Origin of the sequence: Leptospira wolffii serovar Khorat str. Khorat-H2 (assembly GCF_000306115.2) — a bacterium.
Classification (GTDB): domain Bacteria; phylum Spirochaetota; class Leptospiria; order Leptospirales; family Leptospiraceae; genus Leptospira_B; species Leptospira_B wolffii.
On record NZ_AKWX02000023.1, the window covers coordinates 510,436 to 533,842 of the forward strand.

The window sequence follows — 23,407 nt, forward strand, 5'->3', positions numbered from 1 at the left end:
GTTTTAGACCTCGTTGCAGCGAGTTTTATGACTTTCCGTCAAGTGGCACGCGGTCGCCTTTTCGGCTATTATATTACGTAAATATAATATTATATCTTAAGGGACTCCGTTTCACGTAGACCGTATTTCATTTTTTAGATCGAAGGCTTGCCTATTTCTCGCTTTAGAAAAAACGGAAACATTTTCCGTATATTTTGTGTCCTAATTTGTAGAGCATTAGAGAAAATGAATATAATTTATTTACAAAAAGGGAATATACCGAGGTCGCCTTTTTTGGAAAGAGGTCGGGCCTATGCATTAATTCGAGCGGTCTTAATCGGATGGTTTTTGGTCTTTTTGATTTCCTGCACCCAAGACGGAGAGGGGAAGAAGAAGCTTCCTGTTCGCCCTACCTTTGCGTTATTCGGAGATAGCATTTCGGCGTTCTGGCCCGTGGAGGAACAGTTTTCGGATTTCGAAGCGGTAAAGATCGCTTTTCCGGTCCGTTCCACCGTTGCCATTCAGGAGGCGGCAAAGAACGAGGACAATCATTACCGAGCCTGTATGTTGAACGGCGGTATCAACGATTTCCTGAATAATTTTGAACCCACGCAAGAAGAAGTGGATGAAACCGTGGAGAGGCAGCTCCGCACGATTCAGATCCTGGGATCCAAATGTGATTATCTCATTCTTCTGAATGTATGGAGAGTGGAACCTCCCTGGCCGGTTCAAGCCGCTTCCATGATCAATATCGAGATGAAGAGGAAGGCGAATTTTTTGCCCAGAATAGATCCGGAGGATCTGATTCATCCGGAAATGCTTTTGGACGGCGGTCATTTGACTCCCGAGGGCTATAGGGTCCTTTCGGATAGGGTTTCCAAATACTTGAAAGCGACTCTTCCCGAATTCTGGTTGGAGCTATTATAGTATGAAATCCTTATATAGAAAGATTCGAATTCTTTTTATTCTGGGAATCCTGACCTTCTTCTCCTCTTTGGGGGCTCAGAGTAAGACCTTGCCGTATCCGATCTGGGGGCAATCGCTGGGAGTTTATAACGCAGTTTATATCTCCGGAGAAGCGAAGGATTACAGGGATTCTTCGGACTACGGTAGGAATCGAAAGATTTCCCTGGATGCGGAGATGAAATTGGGGAATTATTTCTCCGTTACCGCAGGATACGGCTATGTCGATCAATATTTCACCCAGTCCACCTCTTGGAGCGGTTGGGATCGGTGGAAGGCCGGTATGAAAACGTATTATAAATTCGGTATATTCTCCTTAGGTGCGGGTGTGAGCGTTTTCGGTCCGTCCGTTTCCGAGCCCGGGATGGGGGAAAGAAATCCGGACTTTCTTCTCGCTCGTCCCCTATTGGGATTCGGCTTGGATTTTGGAAGATGGAAATTCCAGGCCTACGCCCTTTATGAAAGGGAAAGGGATTCCCAATGGAAAGAGCCTATCCAGGAAAAACATTATCGTTATATGGAGGCGGGAGGAACCTTATCGTATGAAACGGAGATCGGTCTAATTCTACTCATGGAGACCACTTATAGAATGGCGGTGGAGGACACGGTTTCGGCGAGATCGGACTCTTTCAATTTGCATCCGGGAGTCCAGATCCCTCTCGGTGAGAACGGTCGTTTCGTATTAGGAGGGCTGATCGGAATGAGAGAAAAGAATACTTATGACCAAGGGTTTAAGATAGGCTATCAGCATTTCTTTCCTTAATGCTGTTGCGCGTCGTAATATTTTGCGGAGGCTTCCTTTAAGAATTTCTTTTCCTTTCGATTGAGGGAATTGATTCCTTCTTTCGAGATCTTCTCCAATAGCCGATCCACTTCCTCCTTGGCTTTTTCACGATTTTTCATCTCGTCCTGCCAGCGGTTCATTTTTCTTTTCTGTCTCCAGCGGGAAAAGGAGAAGGAAGGTAAACTGATCCCGAAACGATATTTTATCTTGGTGTAATATATAAAATATAGAATTCCGAACAGAGCTCCTCCGATTTCGGAGGAAACCGGAACCCCGCTGGACAGGGATACGAATCCTAAGATCACAAGAAATAGGATGGAGTAATATTTAGCTTTCATGGGGAACAGCCCGAAAATGAGCAATTCTCGATTGGGCCATATGAGTCCGTAGGCGATGATCATTCCTCCTACGGCTGCGGAAGTTCCGATCACTCCTGCGGAATGGAATCCGGCTACATGAGTGAGAATAGGGAGGATCCCGCCTCCGAATACGCAGAAAAGGTAATACTTTACGAAATTTCTGGTTCCCCAATGCGCTTCCAGGGAGGATCCGAACATCCAAAGAGCGAGCATCTGAAAAAGAATATGAAGAATGGAATTCGGATCGTGGAGAATATTATACGTTAGTATCTGCCAAACGAAGAAATGATCCAGGACAAGACCGGGAGAGAGTCCTACGAACGTTAGAATATTGATTAAAAGCGGGGGGTAGGCGAATTTTAGGATAAATTCGAGGATAAAAACGCCTATATACAAAAAGAGGAGTTTGCGAACCACTTCGGTAGTCTGGATTCCGAATCCGCCGGAGAAAGAAGCCATATGCCCCCTAGTTTTATTCCTTCCTTTCGAACGACAACCCAAATCCCGAATTTTGTTTCCTTTGACAGTAACGGAGGATTATAGTACATGTTCCTATAGAATGGAAATCCATTTATACGGTGTCAGAGGTTCCATCCCATCCCCCCTTTCCACCCAGGAATATAGGGAAAAACTAATTTCCGTCTTACGCCTGGCGGCTAAATCGGAGGGAAGGGCTTTCTCTTCTCCGGAAGAATGGATCGAAACCTTACCGGAACCCTTGAATTATGTGGTGGGTGGAAATACCACCTGCGTGAGGATCCGGGCCAAGTCCGGAGCGGAAATCGTAGTGGATCTGGGGACCGGGGCCCGAGTCTTAGGAGAGGAATACATTAACGATGTGTTCGGAAAGGGAAAGGGAGAGCTTTCCATTTTTTTCACCCATACGCATTGGGATCATATACACGGGATTCCCTTTTTCAAACCTCTCTATATTCCGGGAAATAAGTTCATATTCCATTCTCCTTTGGACGATTTGCAGGAAAGATTATCCTACCAACAAGACCCTCGCTTCTTCCCCATTCATTTCGACAAATTCGGATCCCAGAGAAATTTCCACCGCTTGCAAAAAGGGGAGAATGTGGAAATCGGAGGTGTGAAAGTGGAATGGCTTCCGCTGAAACATCCCGGAGGCTCGATCGCCTACAAATTCACCGAAAACGGTAAGAGTTTTATTTTCGCCACGGACGCGGAGTATACGGGGGAGGATCTGCCTGTGGTCGCGGAGCAAAAGCCGTTCTTCCAAGGAGCGGACCTTCTGGTAATGGACGCCCAGTACACCTTGGACGAATCCTTCCAGAAATTCGATTGGGGACATACTTCCTACACGATGGCGGTCAACTGCGCCGCCACCTGGGAAATCCGGACCCTGGCCCTGACCCACCACGAACCCGCGTATTCCGACGAAATTTTAGCCATCATCTTGGATGACGCCAAAACCCATGCTGAAAATCTTGGAGCCAAGGACCTATCCATTATCCTTGCGAGAGAAGGAACGAAATTCGAACTCATATGAAAGTATATAGCGACGGAATCCACTGGGCCACCAAAACACTTCTGGCCTTCGCACTCTTGGGAGGACTGTTCTTCGGATATATTATTTCCGAGGTGGACGAGGGGGGAGAGCTTGCCATGTTAGCTTCCTACCAGCCCACGACCCCTACCAGGCTTTACGATAACCAGGGAGTTGTGTTTGCGGAATTATACAGACACAAGCAACAGCTTCTCAAATACCAGGATATTCCTCCTCATGTGGTCCAAGCCTTTCTTTCGGTAGAGGACAATAACTTTTTCAACCACTTCGGGATCGATTTCTCGGCCATCGCTCGGGCCGCAATCGTAAATGCGATCTCTTTCAAGATCAAGCAGGGCGGTTCCACCCTGACCCAGCAATTGGCCAAGACGGTCCTGAACAACAGGAAGAAATCCTTTATACGTAAATTCGTAGAGGCACTATTCACTCTTCAGATCGAGCAGGAATATTCCAAAGAAGAAATTTTAGAGATTTATTTTAACTTAATATACTTAGGGCACGGAACCACGGGGCTTGCTTCCGCGGCCGATGTTTATTTCCATAAGGACGTCTCGGATTTGGATGTGGCTGAGGCCGCTCTTCTCGCTAGATTGCCCAAGGCCCCCGTGGAATATTCTCCTTATAAGAATCCGGGGGCCGCTAAGCGCGCTCATTTGGAAGTGCTCAAGCTTATGGCGGGACAGGGATTCGTTCCGGAAGATAAGGTCCAAGTGATTCATGACGATTTTTGGGAAAAGTATTGGCCTGTGGTCATCACCCAGTCCCCTTCCCAGTCCACCTGGGGAACCAAGTTGAACCGGGCCCCGCATTTCACCGAGTTCGTAAGACAGAGATTATTAAAAGAATTGGGAGAAGACAGACTCTATAACGGAGGTCTGAAAATCTACACCACTCTGGATATCCGCAAACAGGAAATCGCCCAGGAAGAACTTCGCAAGGCCCTCAAAAAACACGACGATCTGGTTTCCGGAGTCACCGTAAATTACGCCGGCGGCGCGGACAGGAGTCTTGTGGGTCTGTACAATTTCATCGGATCTCTTTTCCCCGTCGCTCTTCCTTTCGTGAGTCGATTGGACGATAAGGCTAACTTCCGGGTAGCCTTGGAAAAAGAGCTTATAGATGCGGCGGATGTGTTGAGTCTACTCACTCCTGCGGACAACGAATCTGCGGCATTCACCGAATTCCAAAAAAGATCCGCCGTTTTCGGAAAGAACCTCCACGTGGAAGGAGCCGCGATTACGATCGATCATACCAACGGTTATATCCAAACCATGGTGGGCGGTTACGAATTCACTCCTAAGAACCAATACAACCGAGCGGTCCAGGCCAGAAGACAGACCGGTTCCGCCTTTAAGCCTTTCGTTTACGGAGCGGCGATAGCGGAACGAATCGTAGGATCCGGAACCGGAATCATGGACGCTCCTTTGACCACTCTCACGGAAGAAGGAGAGGGTTGGTCGCCTCAGGATTTTGACGGAGAATTCCAAGGGATGGTTCCTTTATCTAGGGCTCTTTCCATGTCCCTCAATATCGTTTCTGTGCAATTATTCTTAAGAACCGGAGCGGATGCGGTTATCGATTTCGCTTCCCGCTTAACTAAAGCAAATCCGAATCGTTTTCCTGCAAGCCCCGCTTTGGCGCTCGGGATCGCGGAACTTTCTCCTTACGAGATGGCGGTAGGTTATTCCATCATCGCGAATAAGGGAAGGAATGTGATCCCTATCTCCGTTCGTTACGTAATCGATCAATCCGGAAACGTAATCTATAACGAAGAAGCTAAGGCGAGAGAGGAGCTGGATCATGAAAGAGAGGACGGCTCCATCCAAATCATCAGCGAAGGAACCGCGTATATTCTTCGAAAGATGTTGACCATGGTTGCTATGGGAGGAACCGCCGCCCAAGGTTTGCATAGTCCCGAATACGGTAATTATAAAGGAATCGCCGCGGGAAAGACTGGAACCACTTCTTCCTTCACGAACGCTTGGTATTGCGGATTCGATCCTAAGCTAACCACGGTTATTTGGATGGGATTCGATAAGAGTTCCCTTTCTCTCGGAAGAGGACAGGCGGCAGCCATTCTCGCCGTCCCTATTTGGGGAAAAATGTACCGCAGATTCTATAACGGAGAGAATTATCCGGAATTCGTAGACGAGCACGGCCAGGATCCGATGCCGGATGAAGTGCAGAACGGAGGCACTTGCGCCTATAACGGACTCTCTCCTAAACCGGGGGTTTGTCCTATGACCCAGAACCTGACCTTGAAACCGATCACGGTTGCGGGCGTCACTAAGGCGGTAGCGGGCAATAGGCAATGCGACGGAGACCGAGACCACCATCGCTCCATCGATTTCCGAGAATTCTTGCAGCAAGAATACCAGATCAGCGACGAAGAAATCGGAAAGACGGATCGCAAATTCAAACCGAAAACGGATTAATATCAGTGTCGCTTAGTACCGCGACTTATCGGGAAGTAAAAAGAAAGCTGGAAAAAATCGGATTTAGACAAATTTCTCAACGAGGAAGCCATGTCAAATTCTCCAAATCTTCGCCGGATGGATTATTGACGGTCATTGTCCGAACCATGGAGAGATACCGGTCGGTACTTTACGAAGTATTTTAAGGCAGGCAAGAATTAGTCCGGAAGACTTCGAAAATATATCCTGAGAAGAGTTCCAAAGTTCTACAGAAAAGGGTCGGCTGAAAGCCGGATTCGGTGGACGAAACGGGAGAATTATGTTCGAAAAAATTCTCCTGTGGAAGCGAGAATTTATCGCAAATTGGAGGCCTCCGCATCCCTTATATTTTTCCTAAAAATTGCCTAAAACACGGTTTTGCCAAGAACGGCTTTACAGAATATTTCCGCTTTTCGAAAGTGAAATGGAGGCGGTCCCGGAATGGGACGTATACACCGACCTCCGTAGGATCAAGATGTCGATAGAGATCAAGGTTCCCGAAATGGGCGAATCCATTACGGAAGCAACAATAGCAAACTGGGTTAAAAAAGAAGGCGAACGAGTAGAACAGGACGAGGTCCTGGTGGAATTGGAAACCGATAAGGTGACCATGGAGGTACCGGCCCCCTCGGCGGGTGTTCTCCAAAAAATAAACAAGAAGCCGGGGGAGACGGTCAAGATCAAAGAAGTGATCGGACTCATCGATCCTTCCGCCTCCGCAAAAAGCACTCCTACCGCAAGCACTCCTTCTCCAACCAATACTACAGCACCAACTACCGCAAGCGCCGGAGTACAGAACGATACTCTTCCTCCCGCCGTTCGCAAACTGATAGACGATAACGGTCTAAATCCGGTGTCCATTTCCGGCACCGGCAAAAACGGACAAATCACGAAAGAAGACGTACTCAGCGCGATCGCTAATAAGCAATCGGCAACTGCGACTTCTTCCGCTCCGGCTAAGTCGGCTCCTAGTCCGGAAATTCCGAAAGCGATTCCTGCCGCTTCTCGTGGAGATCTTCCGAGAGAAAACGTCGTCCCTATGACCAAACTCCGCCAGACCATCGCCAATCGCTTGGTCTCGGCACAGCATAATGCGGCTCACCTTACCACTTTCAACGAAGTGGACATGGGTGCGGTCATGGATCTACGCAATAAGTACAAGGATAAGTTTAAGGACGCTCATAATGTGGGCTTAGGCTTCATGAGCTTTTTCACCAAGGCTGTGATCGGGGCTCTTAAACATGTCCCTGCGATCAACGCCGAAATCCGAGGCACGGATATCGTTTATAAGAATTATTACGATATAGGCGTCGCGGTGGGCGGACCCAAAGGACTCGTGGTTCCTATTGTTAGGGATGCGGATCTTCTTTCCTTCGCGCAGATCGAATCTGAGATCGTGAGACTCGCCAATAAGGTGAAGGACGGAAAAATCGACCTTTCCGATATGGAAGGCGGAACCTTTACTATCTCCAACGGAGGGATCTACGGTTCCATGATGTCCACTCCTATTCTCAACCCTCCTCAGAGCGGTATTTTGGGACTTCATAATATCGTAAAACGCGCCGTCGTAGTTAACGATCAAATCGTGATCCGTCCTATGATGTATGTCGCTCTATCTTACGACCACCGAATCGTGGACGGAAAAGAGGCGGTGACTTTCCTGGTGAAAGTGAAAGAAGCGATCGAGGATCCGACTCGCCTTCTTTTGGATGTCTAAGGATTAGAGGCTTCAATGGCGGAACAATACGACGTATTAGTTATAGGATCCGGACCGGGGGGATACGTAAATGCGATCCGGTCCGCGCAACTCGGACTGAAAACCGGAATTATAGAAAAAAGAAAAACCTTGGGAGGCACCTGCTTGAACGTGGGTTGTATTCCTTCCAAGGCCCTATTGGATTCTTCGGAAGAATACCACAAGGTCTTGCATAAGGCTCAGGATCACGGAATCGGAGTCGGTAAAGTCACTCTAGACTTGAACAAGCTCATGGACCGCAAGAATAACGTGGTCAAAGAAGTTACCGATGGGGTCGACTACCTTATGAAGAAGAACAAAATCACTCGTTACGAGGGTTTTGGAAAACTTCTCGGCGACGGGCAAGTGGAAGTCGCTTTGAACGACGGCAAGAAGGAAGTCCTTTCCGCAAAGCATATCGTTTTGGCTACTGGTTCCGTTCCCATAGATATTCCTAGCCTACCCGTGGACGGTAAGACGATTATCACTTCCGACCATGCGATCGATCTGAGAGCCGTCCCTAAAAAATTAGTCGTGATCGGCGCAGGAGTGATCGGTCTGGAATTAGGTTCCGTTTGGTCCAGACTCGGTGCGGAAGTTACGGTAGTGGAACTTCTCCCCGGATTACTTCCCAATACGGATAAGTCCTTCGGTAATCTTCTGCAAAGAAGCTTAGAGGGGCAGGGATTCCAGTTCTTATTCGAGCATAAGGTTCTAGGCGCTACCGCCTCCAAAGGCGGGGCCAAAGTCAAGATCGCCGCTCCGGATGGAAAAGAATCCGAATTGGATGCGGACGTGGTTCTTGTCGCAGTAGGAAGACGTCCTTTTATAGAAGGGATCGGATTGGATACTGCAGGGGTCGAACTAACGGAAAGAAAGAGAATCAAAACGGATTCTCATTTTAAAACCAATGTTCCGGGCATATACGCGATCGGAGACGTGATCGACGGTCCGATGCTTGCTCATAAAGCCGAAGAAGAAGGCGTTGCCTTGGCGGAATTGATCGCGGGACAGTCCGGTCACGTGAATTACGCTGCGGTTCCCAATGTCATTTATACCTGGCCGGAAATGGCCTGGGTCGGAAAAGGCGAAGAAGAATTGAAAGCCGCCGGTATCGAATACAAGACCGGCAAATCCTTATTCAAGCCGAACGCAAGAGCCAAGGCTATGAACGAGGCGGAAGGCCAAGTCAAAATTTTAGCGGATAAAAAAACGGATAAGGTTTTAGGAGCGTTTGTGTTCGGTCCTAGAGCCTCCGATATGATCGCAGAATTGGCGGTCGCAGTGGAATTCGGGGCTTCTGCGGAAGACATAGCTCGTTCTTTCCACGCGCATCCTACTCTGGCCGAGGTCATAAAAGAAGCGGCGATGGCCGTGGATAAGTGGGCGATTCACGCTTAAGGGGAGATTCCTGGAATGAAAATCGAACAACTCATGGCATTATACGGAGAGAACGGAGCGCTTCTCGAAGAACTTTACGAAAAGTTTAAGAAGGATCCGAATTCTCTGGACCGGGACTGGACCCTCTTCTTCCAAGAAGTGGAAACCAACGGCGTTTACCCTCAGAACGGAACCAACGGAAACGGGAACGGCAAGAGCGCCGTATCTACTTCCTTTACCGACGCTCAGGCGGGTTCCATCAGAGAGATGGGGATCATCAACCTTCTCAACGCCTATCGGAGGCAAGGACACTTAGCTGCAAAGTTGGATCCTCTCGGAATTTCCCAACCCAACCGCAAGTTCATAGATTCTAAATTGGGAAATCTGACTCCTACGGACTTGGATACGGTAGTCGACACCCAGAATCCTTCTCTAGGTCGTGCGAAACTGAAAGACGTAGTGGCTTGGTTTGAAAAAGCATACTGTAGCACCGTAGGTTACGAGCAATACTATCTAGTAAACGACGAAGAGAGAGAATGGCTCCAAAACCAGATCGAATCCGCAGAGTTCCATGCTCCTCTTCCTAAGAGCGTTCGCCTTAGAGTCTTCGAAAAGCTTTTCCAAGCCGACCATCTCGAAACCTTCCTTGCTAAGAAATACGTAGGTAAGAAGCGCTTCTCCCTGGAAGGAGGAGAGAGCATGATTCCCATGCTGGATACGATCGTGGAAGAAGCCGGCCGTTTCAAAATGGACGGACTCGTGATCGGAATGGCTCACAGGGGACGTTTGAACGTACTAGTGAACGTGATCGAGAAGCCTGCGTCCTTGGTATTCGCCGAGTTCGAGGAAAAATCCGATAAGGGCGCTCAGAATTACGCGGACGTAAAATACCATTTGGGTTATTCCAATAGCAAAATGACCGCCAGCGGTAAGGAAGTGAAGCTTTCTTTAGCGTTTAACCCGAGCCACTTGGAAGCGGTGAATCCGGTCGTCACTGGATCCGTACGTGCCCGCCAAGAGCAGTACGGAGACCAGGACAGATCCAAGTTCATGCCGATTACCATTCACGGGGACGCGGCATTCGCGGGTCAGGGCGTGGTCGCGGAGACCATCAACCTGATGAATCTGGACGGGTATACGACAGGCGGAACCTTCCATATCGTTATCAATAACCAAATCGGGTTTACGACTCTTCCTAACGAGTCCCGGTCCACGTTATATGCCACCGATTTGGCCAAAGGATACCAGATCCCGATCGTTCACGTGAACGGAGACGATCCGGAAGCCGTTTATCGAGTCACAAAACTCGGAATGGAATATCGCCAAAAGTTCAAGAAAGACTTCATCATCGATTTGATCTGTTACCGACGATTGGGCCATAACGAGACGGACGAACCCGCATTCACTCAGCCTAAGATGTATTCCATCATTAAGAGTCATCCTACCACCGCTCAGATCTACGAAAGAAAGCTGATCGCGGACGGAGATATCAGCGCCGAAGAATTGGATTTTATCAAGAACGGTTCCGCTCAAGGACTCGAGGATTCTTTCCAAAGAGCCAAAGAGCAGGACATTAAAATGAAAGTCGATACTATGCAAGGTGTTTGGGCGAAATATTCCAAAGAGCCTTTGGATAGCGGCACGGCGACTTCCCTCTTGGCCGAACAAATAGACCGGATCGTTAAAGCGATTACCACGGTTCCTGCAGGCTTCACTCCGAACGCCAAACTCGTAAAACTTCTGCAAAGCCGTAAGGAAATGGCGGAAGGTAAGATTCCTTTGGATTACGGAATGGCGGAGGCACTTTCTTTCGGTTCTATTCTGGAGAACGGATTCAGAGTTCGTCTTTCCGGGCAGGACAGCCAGAGGGGAACTTTCTCCCATAGACATGCGGTTCTTGTGGATATAAACGACGGATCCAAGTATATAGGACTCAATCATATCTCCGAGAAGCAAGCGAAGGCGGAAGTGGTGAATTCTTCTCTTTCCGAATTCTCCGTTCTAGGTTTCGAATACGGCTATTCTCTCTCCGATCCGAGCGCTCTCGTTCTTTGGGAAGCGCAGTTCGGGGACTTTGCAAATAATACTCAGGTGATTTTCGACCAATTTCTTTCCAGCTCGGAAGTGAAATGGCAGAGAATGTCGGGACTCGTGGTTCTTCTTCCTCACGGATACGAAGGGCAGGGACCGGAGCATAGTTCCGGAAGAATAGAAAGGTTCCTACAACTCTGCGCGGATAATAATATGCAGGTGGCAAACTGTACCAATGCGGCTCAGTATTTCCACCTTCTCCGCAGACAGATCCTCAGGAATTTCCGTAAACCTCTCATTATCTTCACTCCTAAATCGCTTCTTCGTTTTCCGGGGGCATTGTCTCCGATCGAGGATCTGCTTAAGGGAGCCTTCCGCGAAGTTCTTCCCGATTCGGGGGACCTGAAAGCGGACAAAGTGGAGAAGGTGATTTTCAGCTTCGGAAAGGTATATTACGATCTTCTCAAGTATCGCGACGAGAATAAAGTGCAAAACACCGCTCTCATTCGCGTCGAGCAAGTGTATCCTTTCCCCGGTGCTGCGATTCAGGAAGTTCTGAAGACCTATAAAAACGCCAAGAATTTCGTTTGGTGTCAGGAAGAGCCTAAGAATCAAGGTGCATGGACTTTCGTAAGGGATCGCATGGAAGAAGTGTTACCTTCTTCCTCCAAACTGAAATACGCGGGAAGAAAAGAATCCGCAAGCCCTGCGGCGGGCCATATGAAGGTTCACGCTCAAGAGCAGGAACAACTCGTTTCCGACGCGTATTCAGCCTAAGCGATTAGATGTCGAATAACGTAGGAGAACCGGTCCTACTCGCTCTAATCTTTGCGGATAGGGTGATAACCGAGGATAACGGGAAAAAAGGGATCCTAGGAACTTTCACAAAGTTCTTCGCTCAGCAATTTCCCGTGGTCTTTCCTCCTTGGGGGATCTATGTATGCGTTACGAATCTGACTCCGGGGGATCATGAATTTTCCCTGGAGTTGGAGCACGCGGATACCGGCGAAAAGGTCCTAGGCGTGGGAGGAAATATCCGGGTCAATAACGGGGCCGAACCGGTCGAAATCACCATCCCAATTCCTCATGCCGTATTTCCGAAAGAGGGTCGTTATATTCTTCTTTTAAAGATAGGCTCCGAAATCGTGGGGAGTCGACCTCTCTGGGTGGATAAGCTTCCTTAAATTCCGCTCTTATACAAGATCCGGTCAAAAATTAATTTACATATATCGCCTGTCCTCAAGACGAAACTTCCTTTTGACATCAAAATGCCAATTTTGTCTTGATTTCGGTATTCGCCAACTGTAGTCTATTGGTCCGTAATTAAGGAACCCTTATATTACGAAAGTATCGGAAATCCAAGGGCAGGCGTATGAATCTTTCCGAAAGAGAGTTTTCGGACTTAATCGTAGAAAATTCCCAAGACGCTTTCATTATACTTTCGCAGGACGGGATGATTCGTTTCTGGAACCAAGGAGCCGAGTCTCTTTTCGGTTATTCGAGATCCGAAGTCAAGGATCATTTGATGGACGAGATTCTGATCCCCGAAGGCGCATTCTATACGAATACTGCGGAGATCATCCGCCAAACATTAGTTAAAGGAATATTCTCCTACGAATGTTCCTGTAAGAGAAAGGACGGTTCCCTGGTTCTTGTGGATTCTCTCGCCAAGTCCGTTCGGAATGAAGAGAGCGGAGAATCTTTCATCTCCCTGGTAAAGAGAGATATTACTTTGAATAAAGCTTTGAGGGACGCTAAGTTGATCGAAGCCAGATTCAAGGGAATCTTAGAGTCCTTACCGGATTCCATAGTGATGGTGAACGACACGGGAAGCATCGTTTTCGTAAACGAACAGGCGTTGAGAATGTTCGAATACGAGCGGGAGGAACTTTTAGGTAAAGCGATAGAAGTCCTGCTTCCAGAACGTTTCCGAGAGAATCATATCCTACACAGAACCAAATATTTTTCCCAACTCCGAACCAGATCCATGGGTGTAGGTTTGGAACTTTTCGGTAGGAGATCCAACGGTACGGAATTCCCGGTGGAAATCAGTTTGAGCCCTTATCAAACGGAGGAAACTACCCTAGTCCTAAGCGCTATCCGGGATATCCGGGAAAGAATCAAGGCCGAGGCGAAGTTTAGAGGCTTATTGGAATCCGCCCCCGATGCGGTAGTGATCGTAAATCGGGAAGGAAAGATCGTACTCATCAATTCTCAGACCGAAAAATTATTCGGATACCCTAGAGAAGAACTCCTACAAAAGTCCGTGGAGGTTTTGATTCCGGTTCGTTATCGCGAGACCCACTCCAAGAATCGCACCGGTTTTTTCTTCGATCCCAAGGTGCGGGGAATGGGAAGCGGATTGGAATTGTACGGATTGAGAAAGGACGGGAGCGAATTTCCGGTGGAGATCAGCTTAAGTCCTTTGGAGACCGAGGAAGGAATCCTGGTCTCCAGTTCCATCCGGGATATCACCGAAAGAAAAGCTCAGGAAGAATTTCGTAGAGCAGCATTAGAAGAACAGAATAAAAGAATCCAGGAGACTGCCCGTCTCAAAAGCGAATTTCTCGCGAACATGTCCCATGAACTACGTACCCCGTTGAACGGAATTATCGGATTCTCCGAACTCTTATCTGACGAAAGACCGGGATCTTTGAATTCCAAACAGAAGGAATATTTGTCGGATATATTGAATAGCGCCAATCATCTTTTGAAATTGATCAACGACGTGTTGGATTTGGCGAAAGTCGAATCCGGAAAGATGGAATTGTTTCCAGAGGAACTTTCCCTCAGGACGGCTATCAAGGAAGTATCTTCGGTCCTTAGTCCTTTCGTAAAGAAGAAGAGGATAAGTATTTCGGTCGAGGTGGCCAACGAGGCGGATTCCGTCCACTGGGATCACCAAAAGATCAAACAGATTCTCTATAATATTCTATCGAATGCGGTCAAGTTCAGTCATGATACGGGCGATGTGCGCGTATTCATAGATTCGGCGGCCGATAACCGAATCCGGATGAGATTCGAGGACGACGGAATCGGTATACGAAGAGAGGACCAAGGAAAACTTTTCGTCGAATTTCAACAGATCGACAGCGGGGCGAATCGCCAATACCAGGGGACAGGCTTGGGATTAGCTCTTACTAAACGAATCGTGGAACTCATGGGAGGGACGATCGAAATGGAAAGCGAATTAGGAAAAGGCTCCGTTTTTACGATACTTTTGCCTAGAACTACGCCGGAGAACGGGAGATGATATGCTCGCTAAAGTTCTCGTTGTGGACGACAATCCGGTGAATTTAAAACTAGCCTGCGAATTATTAGAGATGGAAGGATTTCTCGTAGCTAGAGCGACTAACGCGGAAGAGGCCATCGGGGCCGTTTATGCTGAGTTTCCCGATCTCATTCTGATGGATTTGGAGTTGCCAGGGACGGACGGATTGAGTCTGACTCGAATATTTAAAGGGGATGAAAAAACGAGGAGAATTCCAATCGTCGCGATCACCGCTTTCGCTATGAAGGGAGACGCTCAAAAAGCCTACGCTGCCGGCTGCGACGGTTATATAACGAAACCGATAGACACCCGCAAGTTTACGAAGCAGATATCCGATTTCCTAAGGGGAGATACTTTATGATCATTCTGATTGTGGACGATAGTTTTCAAAATCGTAAGCTTCTTGCGGCCCAATTGGAAAGAGAAGACCGCAAAATTCTGACCTCTGCAAACGGAGTGGAGGCTTTGGAAATACTGGAAAAAATGGAGGTGGATCTCATCATTTCGGACATTCTGATGCCTCAAATGGACGGATACCAATTTTGTTCCAACGTTAAGCAGAATGAGAAATGGAAAAGCATCCCTTTCATAATCTATACCGCAACATACACGTCTTCCTCCGACGAAAAGTTATCCTTCGATCTCGGGGCGGATGCTTTTATTAAGAAACCCGCCTCTTCCAAATTCATAGAGGAAACCTTGGAAAAGCTTTTAAAGAATCCCAGACCTAGCCGCGCTCCTAAAGCTTTGGCTTTGGATCCGGGGCCGATGAAACAATACAATCACCGATTGGTGGAAAAGTTGGAGGAGAAGAATTACGAGCTTCTTAGGCGTAGCGAAGAACTCGGCATGGAAATCGAAGAGAGAATAAAAGCCGAAACGTTAACGAAAGAGAGCGAGAAGCTCTTCGAAGAATTGACCGAGGCGATCCGTGAAGTCTTTTGGATGACCAGTGTCTCTAAGAATGAGATCGTTTATATTAGCAGGGGATATGAGGAAATATGGGGCAGATCCAGGCAAAGTCTATACGATAATCCCATTTCTTGGTTGGAATCGGTTCATCCCGACGATCGGGACCGGGTATTCACAAACTCTAAAGAAAAGCAGATCAATGGAGAATACAAAGAGGAATATAGAATTATACGTCCGGACGGACAGTTGCGTTGGATCAGCGATCGCGCCTTCCCCGTCAGGAACGAAAAAGGAGAAGTCGTAAGAGTCGCAGGAATCGCCGAGGATATTACCGAGAAAAAGATCAAGGAAGAGCAACTCAAGGAAGCGGAGATCAAGAAGTCGGAGTTGGAAAGCCAATTGATTCAAGCTCAAAAATTGGAGAGTCTAGGAACTCTTGCGAGCGGAATCGCTCACGATTTCAATAATATTCTTTCTATCATCATGGGTCATACCTCCGTCTTGAGTTTAAATCGGGAGAATCCGGAAAAATTCACTCAACATGTATTCGCGCTTCAAAAGGCGGCGGAGAGAGGGGCGTCCCTTGTTCGTCAGTTATTGACCTTCGCCCGTAAGACGGAATTTCGCTTGGAGTTCCTGCATCTGAATGATATCATATTAGAGATTGTTAAATTGATTTCTCAGACTTTTCCTAAGAATCTGGTGCTGGAACTGGATCTGAAGGAGAATCTTCCCAAATTAAAGATGGATTCGAATCAAATCCATCAGGTAATCCTGAATCTATGTGTAAACGCACGAGACGCCATGCCGAAGGGAGGTAAACTCAGGATAGAGACTTCGGAAACCGATTTTAGGGAAATAAAAGCCGGGTATTCCAAGAGCAAGGCGGATCGTTACGTACTGCTGAGAATTACGGATAACGGATCCGGAATGGACGAGAAGATTAAGAATCGGATTTTCGAACCTTTCTTTACCACAAAGGAAATCGGAAAAGGAACCGGATTGGGACTCGCACTCGCCTATAGCGTTATAGAAAATCATAAGGGTTGGATCGAGGTGAAATCAGCGTTAGGCGAAGGCACCAGTTTTTCCATTTTTCTACCGGTGCAAAAAGATAAGACGGAACTTACGATTAAATCTCAGCTTTCGGAGGAGGGGGCAGCCGATTCCGGAGGCGATGAGGTCATTCTTCTCATAGAAGACGAGGATCTTTTGCGGGATATGCTTTTCTCACTTCTCGAATCGAAAGGATATAAGGTTCATACTGCAAAGGACGGGGAAGAAGGTTTGGAAAAATTCCTGATCCACCATTCCGAAATACGTTTGGTTTTTACCGATTTGGGACTTCCCAAGTTAGGAGGGGAAGAGGTGGTAAAGCGAATCCGTGCGATTCACTCTTCCGTCAAAATCATTCTCGCCAGCGGTTTCATCGAGCCTGGAATAAAATCCTCCTTGGAGGATCTAGGGGTGAATTTGTTCCTACAAAAACCGTATATGGGAAACGATGTGCTGACCGGAATTCGATCGGTTCTAGACGAGGATTAGATTTCCGAAGGGGTATGCGATGCGGCCGTTCTCGGCCGCATTTTTTCAAATATTTGGAAAATTCTTTCCGTTCGAAATAAAATATTGATCTGTGTAGCGATTGCTACAGTTTTGGCTTCATTCTAAGTGAAAATGAGAAATCCCAATGGCCCAATCCCGACTTTTGCAGGTCCTGACCTGGAGGCTGGAACTGTTTACCCATACGGTTCCTGTTCCGTTCGCAGTATATTTTTCCGCAGTTACCGGTTCCCTTTATTCCCTGGAGGAATATCTATCCATGGGAGTAGCGGCTACGATAGCGGCCACGGCAATGTTGCTCGGAGCTTTTTATTTAAGGTACGTGCGTTTGAAAAAAGCCGCGTATTTGGAAGACGTTAGTTCGGTCGATCCGATATCGCTCGTCTCCGCTAAATCGATCTATATCACTCAACCGGTTTACGAATCATTTATCATCGTGGGTAGATGGTTATTTGGTGTCCTTCTTGCTCATTGGATCGTATATCTAATTCTAGGGTATAAGCCTAATTTGATCGCTACGATTCCGGCCCTATGCCTAGGGATTATTCCGATTTCGTTTATTAGCTATTTATTCATTACTGAATATTCGGTAAGACCAGCGTTGAACGAGGGAAAGTTCAGGGAGGTCGAGGCTAAGACTAGATTATTCTTTCCTTATTCCAAGCGACTTTTGGTGGTCGTGATGGCGATGATCTCCATGCCTTTCAGTCTTTTAGGGTATATGCTCTATGCTACGGTGGACGGGAGAATACGTTTGGAAAATCCACTTTTGCATTTGGGAATCATGGCTCTTCTTTTTTCCGTGCCCCTGGTGTTTACAGCTTGGATAGTGACCGAAGCGATCCGCAGTCGCCTGTCCTCCGTAACGGGTTTTTTGGAGGAAGTGGGAGAAGGGAACTTCGATCTGAAGATTTTGCCTTCTTCTTTGGACGAATTCGGTAAGCAAGAAGCGAGGATCGGCAGAGTAGTCGAAAGACTGAAAGGATTATATGAAGAAATCCAGATGCTAAACGAAGGGCTGGAATCCAAAGTCGCGGAAAGAACCAGGCAATTGCAGGATACAGCCGACCGATTGAGCAAAAGCCTAGACGAGATTCAAGCTTTGAAATTGGGTCAAGACGGAGATTATTTTTTAACTTCTCTTCTGACGGAACCGTTGCATTCCATATACTTGCAAGATTCGGAATATTCTATACGTTCTATCACGGTTCAGAAGAAGAAATTCCATTATAAACAGAAGGAAAGGCAGATAGGCGGGGATATTTCTATCGCGCATTCTATCCGGCTAAGAGGTAAATCGTATCTCGCCTTTGTGAATGCGGATGCTATGGGAAAATCCCTACAAGGAGCGGTAGGTGCGATCATTCTGGGGTCTATTTCTCGCTCGATGATCGAAAGGACTCCCGCTTTATATCGCAATGTGTGGCCGGAAAGATGGCTCAAAAATTGGTTTTTGGAACTCCAGAAAGTTTTCGAAGCATTCGACGGATCCCTAATGGCTTCCGCCGTATTGGGTCTCATCGACGAGGCACGGGGAGTCTTGTACTATATCAATTGCGAGCACCCGTCTCCGGTTCTCTACCGAGACGGAGTCGCGTCCTTTCTGGAGCCGAAGGAGAAATATTTTAAAATCGGACACTCCGGAATCGGACGCAACGTTCATATAGAATTGTTCCAATTGAAACCGGGAGACGTACTGCTTTCCGGTTCGGATGGAAGAGATGATCTTTTGATCGATTCGGAAATCGATCCGGACGATCGTAGATTTTTGGTCGTTGTGGAGAAGGCGAAGGCGGATTTGGAACTTGCCTACGAAATTCTTAGAAAGGAGGGGGAAATCACAGACGATTTATCCTTACTTAGAATAGAAGCCCCTAAAAAGTCGGGCCTCGCTTCCGAGATTCACGTTCAGGATTCGGAGAATGACGGTCGTTCGTCTAAAACTGTTTCTCTGCAGGAATGTAGAAGATTGGCTTTGGAATACTCTTCGGGAAAAAATTACGGAAAGGCGGGAGAGTTAGGACTGAAATACCTGCAAAGGCGTCCAACGGATACGGATTTTTTGTTCGTAGTAAGTAAGTTTCTACGTAAGTCGGGAAAGATCGTGCTTTCCATAGACTTAAGCGAGAGATATAGAATGCGAAATCCTCAGGATCCGGAGAATCTTTTACATCTTGCAGAGATGTACGCATCTAAAAATCGATTAGAACGTTCCTTTCAGTTGCTTGCGGAGGCGAATACATTCTCTCCCGATCATCCTAGAGCTAAGAAATTATCGGAACTACTCGTGGAAAAAAGCCAGGCTCTTTCGGAAACCGCCGGAGATCGTAGGATGTTACGGTGAGGCAAGAGATTGTCCGTTAGTTTGCAGTGTCGGGCATGGTTTGGATTGTTCGAATGGCTCGGAAAACGAAGTAAACATGCGGGACAGAGAAGAGGAAACCGACTAACAATAAAATTACGGTGCTTACGATATCCGGTCTTTCCCAATCCTTATCTATAACGGGAAGATCGGAAATATCACTATCCGGAACCGACTCTTGCAGTGATTGGAAGATTTTTTCTGAATATAGATCCTTCGCCTTTTTCTGTAAGAAACCGGCAATTTTAGGTTCGATGCGAGGAGAATCCGGAATGTCTTCTGCCCGAGAGAATTCCTTTGTCATCACAATGAAGCTCGGTTTAGGACTATTTTCACTCCTCTCTTTTAAGGCCTTTAGTTCGCTTTCGGGAAAAGCCAAATAATAAGCGGAATCAATCTTTTGATTCAATTTGTTTCCGCTTTCTTTTTCGATCTTTTCCCTTTCTCTCTCATTATATGTCAATACAGAATAATGTCTTCCCCCGTTGATGTGACTCTCCACGGACACGAAGCGATTGTCTTGTGAGGAATCGAAATCGATATTTGTGGCTGACAATCGGTCGGGATGTTTTTGGGTGAGCATGAGATCTTTCAGATTGAAAGTCCCGAATATGCCCGCCAGATAACAGAACATAAATATATTGGACCAGAATGCGAATTTCAGATACTTCCATTTTTGGATGAAGTTGAGAATTGCAAACGGAGTCAATTGAACGAATACTCTCCAGGCTGCGATCTTGCTCACGGTAATAAGCGGTAAAAGAAAACTGACGATGAGGGCGAGTATAAAACATATTATGAATAAGATATTTAGAATGTTTGCCATCGTATACACAATAAGGATCCATTGTTCGCCGCTACTTAACGAAAAGTAAATTCTTTTAATGTTAAAAAGTCGGACTCTCTATGACTATGGGGGATCCCATGGAGTTAGGGTAAGGGTTCCTGATCGCGCGGATTTTTCGAAGAAGATTTCTTTCGGTAGGTGGAGTCGACGGCTGCAAAGGATTTCCATGTGGAGAATATGTTGAGAGGCGCAAATAAGCAGCCGATACAGAACAAAAATATGGAGAAATCGAAAGTAGGTCTTTCTTTTCCTTCCGTTAATACCGGTAAGGCGGAAATATCGTAGCGGAAGCTTTTATCTTTCAGTAATTCATAGACATTTTGAGGGAATAAATCTTCGGCCTGTTTTTCTATAAAACCCGTAATTTCCTTCTCTCGGATCGGCAAGTCGGGTACGTCCTTATATTTACGAAAACGTTTCGTTTCCACGATAAAAGACGGCTTCGGTCCTCGGGGACTTTCCTCTGAAAAAAACGGGGACTCCTTCTCCGAAAAGGCCAGATAATAGGTTCTGCTCAGGCTTTCTTCGCTTAGATCCTCGCCTTTTTCCTTGATCGCTTTCGATTTATAAGAATTCTCCCATTCTATCACGGAATGATCCGATCCTCCGTTTAGGAATTTTCTAACGGTGACGAGTCTATGGTCTTTCCATTTTTCGGAATCCAGATCTTCCGATTTTAGAACGATCGGAATCGCGTCGGAACGTAGATAATCCTTTAGATCGTTCGAACCGACGAATAAGGCGAAGTAACCTAAGAAGGATATTTGGGCGAGCAGGATGAATTTCAAACGATCCCAATGTAGAATGTAATTCAAAAAGAAAAAAGGAGTTAGCTGTAATAAGACTCTCCACTTGGAAACGGAGAGTAGGATAGGAAAAGGCAAGAACGGGAAGATCGTAAAACCGATCACGATAACAAACAAACTAATATAGTTTAAGATCGTAAGCAAAATGATCATTCTATATTCCTTTAAAAACGCCGAACATCGGTATCACTTTGTAAGCCAATCTTTCGTTCTTGCGGTAGACTAGAGCCTCGATACGATCCAGATTCGGTAGGATCTTTTTGATTTCTCTTAAGGGAATTCCGACTTTCGAAGATTCCAATTTAGTTTCCAGGATTTCCGCATTTCCGGCTCTTAAAACCAACACTAGGTCCCCGGAATTTTGAATCTCTTCGTTTTCGGAGAGAAGAATGGATTCTCGATCGAAATTCTCCCCTTTAATATCGCTCAATGTTCTGAAAGGAATGGTAAGCCATTCTAATCCTGCCGCTAGGTCGGCGAACATTCCGAGCACGTCCCGATTCCATGGCTTATCGTCTCCTTCCAGTCTTCTGTATTCGTCCGACTTGCGATATCCGTAATGGATTTTCTTGGTTTGGAAGACCTTTTGCGATTTTAGGTTTTCCTTCTTTACGAATTCCTTAATTCTGAGTTCGAGAATTTTATCCGCGATTTCGTATTCTATCTCGACTTCGGTTCGATTTCGATCCGAAACTTTTTCCTCTAAAACCTTGGTCTCCAGGATTTCCTCCCGAATCGGGTAGACGGTGAAGCAATTCGTAAAGACGGAAGAAAGGAGAAATATTATAAAAATAGGAAATATCTGTTTTCGAATCATCGGAGAGGAAACGGATCGTGTCCTTACTGAAAAAGAGGGACGAATCCGTAAGCCGATTCGAAGGCGTCCGCTTGTTCTTCGCAGGCCCAGAGTTCTAGACTCTTCTCATAACCGGACTTGGAGATTAGGCTGAATATTGCCTGGTTTTTGCGGACCTGGCATTTCACGGTTTCGATCAATCCTTGGCGGTTCCGATTGCAGGCGCTTGCTATTCTTAGGATTCCGGAAAGTCTTTGCACGATTTCCTGTTCCCTGCTTCCTATTCTCTGGAATTCTCGGTGTTTGGATTTGGGAGCGCTTTTCCTGTGATACCTGGCAGTGAGTGCGATGATTTCTATTTCTCCCCAGGTGAATCCCAGCATCGCCTCGGAATTTCGGATCAGATAATAGCTATGTTTATGGTATGCGGAATGGGAGATAAATAATCCTACCTCGTGTAAAAGAGCCGAGGCTTCCAGGTATTCCCTTTCTTCCTTTCCTAAACGATGGATAGGTTGCAATTGGTCGAAGATATCCAAGGCGAGTTTTGCCACATGCCTTGCATATTCTTCGTCCCTCGTAAAAGACACCAGGAGATTGTGGATGGATTTTTGACGGATATCGTCCAGATGCTTGGATTGGGTAAGATCTTGGAAATGTTCCCATTTTCGTATCGTATCGTATATGATTCCTTCTCGAAGAGCCAGTTCCGAAACGGTCAGATCGGGAAGCTCCAATTGCTGGAAGAGCTCGTCCAGGATAAGGACTCCTCCTACGATGATGTCCGAACGTTTGGAATCGAAGCCGGGGATCTTACTTCTCTTCTTATTATTATCCGAATCCAGGATCAGGTTTTTGGCCTTTCTGAATTCGGAGGCGCTAAAGGTAAAATGGTTTAGAGGACCTTCTTCCACTTCACCTTCGAAAGCCCGGATGATTCCCGCCGTGGCCTGAACTGTTCCCGAGGACCCCACCACAACTTCGGGTCTTAGATCCCGAATGACTTTACGGAAGGGAAGTAACATTTCCTCTACATACAGTTTGCATTTTCTCACTTGGGAAGAATCTAACGGATCCGATTTCAGAAACTTTTCCGTGAGTCGAATGGCTCCCAATTTGAAGCTTTTGGAGAATAGTATATCCCCTCTGTATCCTACCAGAACTTCGGTGCTACCTCCGCCTATATCTATGAGTAGGATCTTTTTATCGAAGACTGGAAGGCCTTGTAGGACTCCGAAATAGATAAGCCTTGCCTCTTCGTAACCGCTGATTACGTCGATTTTGATGCCTGCTTCTTTCCAGGCGGCCTCCTGAAAAGCGACTCTATTGGAGGCTTCTCTCATAGCGGAAGTGGCTACGGCTCTGATTTCGGCCTTTGCATTGTCCGCGAGCATCTTGAATCGCTTCAGGCATTCTATGGCGCGCCTGAATGCGGGAGGGTCGATTTCTCCTCCTTCTTCTAAACCGCTGCCGAGACGAACGTTCTCCTTTTCTCTGGCTATCGCCTCGAAGGTTCCGTTTTCACGAACCCTGACAATGATCATATGAAAGGAATTCGTACCGAGATCGATGGCTGCTAAGGTGTTTTCCCGGACCATAAGATCCCCAAGTTTCTTCGGGTCGGGACAGCTTCCA

At 46.8% G+C, this 23,407-nt stretch carries 18 protein-coding genes; 13 read left to right on the forward strand and 5 right to left on the reverse strand.

What is annotated here, in order from left to right:
- Window positions 1–327: 327 nt before the first annotated feature.
- The gene (locus LEP1GSC061_RS20475) at window positions 328–906 is read left to right on the forward strand and encodes an SGNH/GDSL hydrolase family protein (RefSeq protein WP_135700996.1); all 579 of its coding nucleotides are present in this window, start codon (window positions 328–330) and stop codon (window positions 904–906) included.
- A gap of 1 nt (window position 907) precedes the next feature.
- Window positions 908–1,705, forward strand: coding sequence for a hypothetical protein (locus LEP1GSC061_RS20480; RefSeq protein ID WP_016547131.1), 798 nt, complete (start codon window positions 908–910; stop codon window positions 1,703–1,705).
- Here the strand turns inward: LEP1GSC061_RS20480 and LEP1GSC061_RS20485 are convergent.
- Window positions 1,702–2,544, reverse strand: a complete 843-nt coding sequence (locus tag LEP1GSC061_RS20485; RefSeq protein ID WP_016547476.1) for a rhomboid family intramembrane serine protease — start codon at window positions 2,542–2,544, stop codon at window positions 1,702–1,704. The genes LEP1GSC061_RS20480 and LEP1GSC061_RS20485 overlap by 4 nt on opposite strands.
- 100 nt (window positions 2,545–2,644) lie before the next feature.
- Here LEP1GSC061_RS20485 and LEP1GSC061_RS20490 point away from each other — a divergent pair, with 100 nt between their 5' ends.
- The 11 genes from LEP1GSC061_RS20490 to LEP1GSC061_RS20540 all read left to right on the forward strand — a co-directional run bounded on the left by LEP1GSC061_RS20490 (window position 2,645) and on the right by LEP1GSC061_RS20540 (window position 19,305).
- Entirely contained in the window at window positions 2,645–3,598 is a 954-nt protein-coding gene (locus LEP1GSC061_RS20490) for an MBL fold metallo-hydrolase (RefSeq protein ID WP_040510222.1), read from the forward strand.
- Window positions 3,595–6,051, forward strand: a complete 2,457-nt coding sequence (locus LEP1GSC061_RS20495) for a penicillin-binding protein 1A (RefSeq protein ID WP_016547340.1) — start codon at window positions 3,595–3,597, stop codon at window positions 6,049–6,051. The genes LEP1GSC061_RS20490 and LEP1GSC061_RS20495 overlap by 4 nt, the downstream gene beginning before the upstream one ends.
- Before the next feature lie 5 nt (window positions 6,052–6,056).
- Window positions 6,057–6,236, forward strand: coding sequence for a type II toxin-antitoxin system HicA family toxin (locus LEP1GSC061_RS21775; protein WP_016547254.1), 180 nt, complete (start codon window positions 6,057–6,059; stop codon window positions 6,234–6,236).
- A 308-nt stretch (window positions 6,237–6,544) separates the two neighbouring features.
- Window positions 6,545–7,786 (forward strand): 2-oxoglutarate dehydrogenase complex dihydrolipoyllysine-residue succinyltransferase, encoded by a 1,242-nt coding sequence (gene odhB / locus LEP1GSC061_RS20505; RefSeq protein ID WP_040510224.1) that lies wholly within the window; start codon window positions 6,545–6,547, stop codon window positions 7,784–7,786.
- Window positions 7,787–7,801: 15 nt separating this feature from the next.
- A complete protein-coding gene (gene lpdA, locus LEP1GSC061_RS20510) occupies window positions 7,802–9,205 on the forward strand; it encodes a dihydrolipoyl dehydrogenase (protein WP_016547077.1) in 1,404 nt (467 codons plus the stop codon).
- 15 nt (window positions 9,206–9,220) lie between these two features.
- Entirely contained in the window at window positions 9,221–11,992 is a 2,772-nt protein-coding gene (locus LEP1GSC061_RS20515) for a 2-oxoglutarate dehydrogenase E1 component (protein WP_016547171.1), read from the forward strand.
- An 8-nt stretch (window positions 11,993–12,000) separates the two neighbouring features.
- Window positions 12,001–12,399 (forward strand): DUF6941 family protein, encoded by a 399-nt coding sequence (locus LEP1GSC061_RS20520; RefSeq protein ID WP_016547127.1) that lies wholly within the window; start codon window positions 12,001–12,003, stop codon window positions 12,397–12,399.
- Between the two features lie 188 nt (window positions 12,400–12,587).
- Window positions 12,588–14,468 (forward strand): PAS domain-containing protein, encoded by a 1,881-nt coding sequence (locus tag LEP1GSC061_RS20525; RefSeq protein WP_016547194.1) that lies wholly within the window; start codon window positions 12,588–12,590, stop codon window positions 14,466–14,468.
- Between the two features lies 1 nt (window position 14,469).
- The gene (locus LEP1GSC061_RS20530) at window positions 14,470–14,847 is read left to right on the forward strand and encodes a response regulator (protein ID WP_016547222.1); all 378 of its coding nucleotides are present in this window, start codon (window positions 14,470–14,472) and stop codon (window positions 14,845–14,847) included.
- Entirely contained in the window at window positions 14,844–16,943 is a 2,100-nt protein-coding gene (locus tag LEP1GSC061_RS20535) for an ATP-binding response regulator (protein ID WP_016547373.1), read from the forward strand. The genes LEP1GSC061_RS20530 and LEP1GSC061_RS20535 overlap by 4 nt, the downstream gene beginning before the upstream one ends.
- Window positions 16,944–17,088: 145 nt before the next feature.
- Window positions 17,089–19,305, forward strand: a complete 2,217-nt coding sequence (locus tag LEP1GSC061_RS20540; RefSeq protein ID WP_016547370.1) for a PP2C family protein-serine/threonine phosphatase — start codon at window positions 17,089–17,091, stop codon at window positions 19,303–19,305.
- Window positions 19,306–19,321: 16 nt separating this feature from the next.
- Here LEP1GSC061_RS20540 and LEP1GSC061_RS20545 read toward each other — a convergent pair whose 3' ends face one another.
- The 4 genes from LEP1GSC061_RS20545 to LEP1GSC061_RS20560 all read right to left on the reverse strand — a co-directional run bounded on the left by LEP1GSC061_RS20545 (window position 19,322) and on the right by LEP1GSC061_RS20560 (window position 23,370).
- Window positions 19,322–20,149 (reverse strand): hypothetical protein, encoded by an 828-nt coding sequence (locus LEP1GSC061_RS20545; protein ID WP_040510095.1) that lies wholly within the window; start codon window positions 20,147–20,149, stop codon window positions 19,322–19,324.
- A 104-nt stretch (window positions 20,150–20,253) separates the two neighbouring features.
- On the reverse strand, window positions 20,254–21,129 hold the full coding sequence (locus tag LEP1GSC061_RS20550) for a hypothetical protein (protein ID WP_016546934.1): 876 nt from the start codon (window positions 21,127–21,129) through the stop codon (window positions 20,254–20,256).
- A gap of 1 nt (window position 21,130) precedes the next feature.
- Window positions 21,131–21,793, reverse strand: coding sequence for a hypothetical protein (locus LEP1GSC061_RS20555; protein WP_016547029.1), 663 nt, complete (start codon window positions 21,791–21,793; stop codon window positions 21,131–21,133).
- Window positions 21,794–21,816: 23 nt separating this feature from the next.
- Window positions 21,817–23,370, reverse strand: a complete 1,554-nt coding sequence (locus tag LEP1GSC061_RS20560; protein WP_016546998.1) for a Ppx/GppA phosphatase family protein — start codon at window positions 23,368–23,370, stop codon at window positions 21,817–21,819.
- Window positions 23,371–23,407 lie beyond the last annotated feature (37 nt).

Bases quoted from the DNA above. Each gene is read 5' to 3' on its own strand.
- LEP1GSC061_RS20535 (WP_016547373.1), top strand. From the start codon at position 14,844: ATGATCATTCTGATTGTGGACGATAGTTTTCAAAATCGTAAGCTTCTT.
- LEP1GSC061_RS20520 (WP_016547127.1), top strand. From the start codon at position 12,001: ATGTCGAATAACGTAGGAGAACCGGTCCTACTCGCTCTAATCTTTGCG.
- odhB (WP_040510224.1), top strand. From the start codon at position 6,545: ATGTCGATAGAGATCAAGGTTCCCGAAATGGGCGAATCCATTACGGAA.
- LEP1GSC061_RS20515 (WP_016547171.1), top strand. From the start codon at position 9,221: ATGAAAATCGAACAACTCATGGCATTATACGGAGAGAACGGAGCGCTT.
- LEP1GSC061_RS20560 (WP_016546998.1), bottom strand. From the start codon at position 23,370: ATGGTCCGGGAAAACACCTTAGCAGCCATCGATCTCGGTACGAATTCC.
- LEP1GSC061_RS20480 (WP_016547131.1), top strand. From the start codon at position 908: ATGAAATCCTTATATAGAAAGATTCGAATTCTTTTTATTCTGGGAATC.
- LEP1GSC061_RS20490 (WP_040510222.1), top strand. From the start codon at position 2,645: ATGGAAATCCATTTATACGGTGTCAGAGGTTCCATCCCATCCCCCCTT.
- LEP1GSC061_RS20530 (WP_016547222.1), top strand. From the start codon at position 14,470: ATGCTCGCTAAAGTTCTCGTTGTGGACGACAATCCGGTGAATTTAAAA.
- LEP1GSC061_RS20540 (WP_016547370.1), top strand. From the start codon at position 17,089: ATGGCCCAATCCCGACTTTTGCAGGTCCTGACCTGGAGGCTGGAACTG.
- LEP1GSC061_RS20525 (WP_016547194.1), top strand. From the start codon at position 12,588: ATGAATCTTTCCGAAAGAGAGTTTTCGGACTTAATCGTAGAAAATTCC.
- LEP1GSC061_RS20495 (WP_016547340.1), top strand. From the start codon at position 3,595: ATGAAAGTATATAGCGACGGAATCCACTGGGCCACCAAAACACTTCTG.
- lpdA (WP_016547077.1), top strand. From the start codon at position 7,802: ATGGCGGAACAATACGACGTATTAGTTATAGGATCCGGACCGGGGGGA.
- LEP1GSC061_RS20485 (WP_016547476.1), bottom strand. From the start codon at position 2,544: ATGGCTTCTTTCTCCGGCGGATTCGGAATCCAGACTACCGAAGTGGTT.
- LEP1GSC061_RS20550 (WP_016546934.1), bottom strand. From the start codon at position 21,129: ATGATCATTTTGCTTACGATCTTAAACTATATTAGTTTGTTTGTTATC.
- LEP1GSC061_RS20545 (WP_040510095.1), bottom strand. From the start codon at position 20,149: ATGGCAAACATTCTAAATATCTTATTCATAATATGTTTTATACTCGCC.
- LEP1GSC061_RS20555 (WP_016547029.1), bottom strand. From the start codon at position 21,793: ATGATTCGAAAACAGATATTTCCTATTTTTATAATATTTCTCCTTTCT.